The following is a 3,007-nucleotide window of genomic DNA, read 5'->3' on the forward strand; positions in this document are numbered from 1 at the left end:
GCTGGTCGGCTGGGTTGTCGGTCCAGCGGCGGCGGTTGTGGTAGCCGGCTGGGAGCTGGTGCAGGGCGCGCAGGCGTTCGACCTCGCCCTGGTCGGCGGTGATGATCCAGCGGTAGGGCGGTCGGCTGTCTTGCTGTCCGGTAGCCCAGCCGCGCCGTACCCAGGTGTACAAGGTCGCCGCTGGCATCCCGACCTGGCGAGCGAGGGCGGTCAGCCACCATTGGTCGGGGCCGAGACTGCCCTGGTCGGTGCGGCGGTCGTGGTCCAGGCCGGGGCGCAGGCCCAGGCGGCGGACCAGGTGCTGGATCTCGCCGACGTGGAAACGCTCGCGCAGATGGGGCGTGCGGAACCCGTCGGCGGCGAGCTGGTCGGCGACCGCGGCGTTGTCCAGGCCGGCCGCGACCAGCTGTCCGAGCCGGGTGAGCAGCGCGGGGTGGTAGGACAGCTGGTCGATCCGGGCCACCGGGCGGACCAGGTCGGCGTGGGTCTGGTGGCCGCCAGCCCAGGTGATGGTGGCGTGCACCTGCTCGCTGGTGCCCGCGGCGGTGACCGTGACCTGGTCGACCACGGCGCGGATCAGTCTCTTGCGGTCGGCCGTGGTGGTCGTCGGGGCCGACCACAGCGCCGGGATGTCGGCGGCCAGGGCGCGGATCGCGGCCTGTTCGGCGGCGGACAGGCGGGTGGGGTGCTGGCGGGCGAACCGCGCGTGGTCCTCGGCGAGCTGCGCCCGGGCGGCCAGCGCCTGCTCCCACTCGCGCTCGAGCTGCCTGACCACCAGGCGGTTTTCGGGTTCGGCCAGCTGGTACTGGCGGCGAGCGCGTTCGGCGGCGTACTCGGCGCGCTCCCGGCGCTGCCGCCAGATCCGGTCCACCTGTACTCGGTGCGCCTCGATCTGCTCGGCCGCGCGCAGCGACACCTCCAGCGCCGCTGGTGCCAGCGCGTCCAGCACCTGGGAGACGACATGGCCGTCCACGCAGCGCCCGGCCATCTGCTGGCAGCGCGGTTCGCCGTAGGTGTGGTGGCGTCGCTGACAGCAGTAGCGGTGGACCGGTCCGTCGGCTCCGGCCTCGTAGGCGACCTGCATCCGCTGGCCGCAGCGCCCGCAGACCACCAGCCCGGCCAGCAACGCAGGACCGTCCCGCGCCGCCCCCAGGCTGTCGGCCCGCGCCCGGTTGGCGGCCATCCGGGCGAGATTCCGCTCGTACTGCTCGACGCTGATATAAGCGGGCAGCGCCCCTTCGATACGCACCTGCCACTGCCCGGCCTGCAGGCCGCGGACCCGTCCGGAGTGCTCGCGACCGGGTCGCCGCCGGGACGGTTCGGTGCGGCTGCGACCGTAGGCGTAGATCCCCGCATACGCCGGATTACGCAACATGTTGACCAGGCCCTGCTGGTGAGGCGGACGCCAGACCACCTCACCCTTGCCCGGCCCCGACCGCTCCCGCATCCCGATCTGCACCCGATGCTCGACCAGGAACCGCAACATCGCGTGCACGGTGCCCAGCCGCTCGAACAGCTCGAACACCAGCCGCACCACGGCCTGGACCTGCTCGTCCGGATCAAGGGCGACCTCGCCCGAGGGACGGCGCACATATCCCGCCGGCAGCGGCACCGCCAGCTCCCCGCGGCCCGCCCTGGCCAGCCGCCCCGCTGTCATCCGCTGCCTAAGTGGTTCGGGCTGGAAGTCCTTCGGGGGTGGTCAGGCGCCTCGGTAAGGAGTGAGTCGCTGGCTGCGGCCGGCTGTGGGATCCGGGCGAGCTGCCGTTCGAGGTCGGCCGCGGTGTACTTCCAGCGGAACGGTGTGGCGGTGGTGTTGTAGCGGGCGACGAACGCGGTCAGGGTGTCGGCGAGTTCGTCGAGGCTGGCGAAGTCGCAGGGCGCGACGACCTTCCGCTGGACGAAGGAGAAGAAGATCTCGACCTGGTTCAACCAGGAGGCGTGCTTCGGCGTGTGGATCAGTATGCAGGTCGGGTGGGCCTCACGGAGGCGGTCGATGGAGGCCTGGCCGCGGTGGTCCGAGCCGTTGTCCACGATCACGAACACTCGCCTGGCGTCCCGGTAGCGGGGCTGGGTCATGATCTGGCCGATCAGTGCCATGAACGGGCGATACCGGTCGTCGGTGGGGTCTGGGAGGTGACCTTGAGCAGGGCGTTCGCGCGTTCGCCGACGGCGCGTAGCGCGTTGTGGATCCGGTTGTGTGCCTTCTGTTCGTCGGTGAGGGTGGCGCCCTTGGGCTTCTTGTACGCGATCGCGAGCGGCCCGGCCGGGCTTCCTATCCCTTCGTAGCCGAGGTCGAACAGCACCTCGTGCAGGTCGGCGGTCCATTCCTCGAGGATCGCCAGTGCGCCGGAGGCTTTCAGGGCGGTCGAGTCGTGCTCGCGGCCGGGCCGCACGTCCGAGACCCACAGCGGCCAGCCGTCGTCGGGGGCCGAGAGGACCTGGATGTTGCCGCCGTGGTTGGAGGCCTTGCCGGACCACCACAGGTCCACGCCTTCGGTCGGGCCGGGCATGCGCAGCCGGTCGGTCTCGATGACCGTGCCGTCGAGGACGAGGTGGTCGTAGCCGGCGATCCTGGCCCGCATCAGCGCTTCGCGCAGGTCAGGGGCCTGCCAGGCGAGCACGGCGATGCCCTCGTGCAGGTAGCGGTAGCCCACCGACCGGGACACTCCATGATCCCCGAAGAGCTGTCTGGCCCTGAGGCCGTCACAGAACCAGCGCAGGACCATGACGGCCTGTTCCAGCGCGGACAGCGTGCGGGTGCCGTCGCGGGTGCCACGGCGTTGACGCTCCGCGACGAGAAGACCCGCCAGGCGGAAGACGGTGTGATCGCCGAGGGGCAACTCGGCGGTGTATGTGAAACTCATCGAGGCGCGGGGTTCCCTGGGGTTGATCTTTGGTCGGAGCAACCTTCCTATCGGAGCCCCGCGCCCTCGTTGTCACAGCCCCAGGGATACTCACACCCCGTAACAGTCACCGAACGTCACAGGTCGTTGCTGGGAATGGCTCA

Annotated in this window: 2 protein-coding genes and 1 pseudogene; all 3 read right to left on the reverse strand. The window is 70.8% G+C overall.

What is annotated here, in order from left to right; translation table 11 throughout:
* The coding region (locus tag QOZ89_RS46960; RefSeq protein WP_312630390.1) for a recombinase family protein at positions 1–1,657 on the reverse strand (1,657 nt) is incomplete at its 3' end.
* Positions 1,654–2,097: a transposase gene (locus QOZ89_RS46965; RefSeq protein WP_312630391.1), complete on the reverse strand. Its 444-nt coding sequence runs from the start codon at positions 2,095–2,097 to the stop codon at positions 1,654–1,656. The genes QOZ89_RS46960 and QOZ89_RS46965, both read right to left, overlap by 4 nt.
* 35 nt (positions 2,098–2,132) lie before the next feature.
* A pseudogene (locus QOZ89_RS46970) lies at positions 2,133–2,864 on the reverse strand (transposase family protein); the annotation flags it as partial.
* Between the last annotated feature and the right edge of the window lie 143 nt (positions 2,865–3,007).

Source organism: Pseudofrankia coriaricola, assembly GCF_032027725.1.
In the GTDB taxonomy this organism is placed as follows: Bacteria; Actinomycetota; Actinomycetes; order Frankiales; family Frankiaceae; genus Pseudofrankia.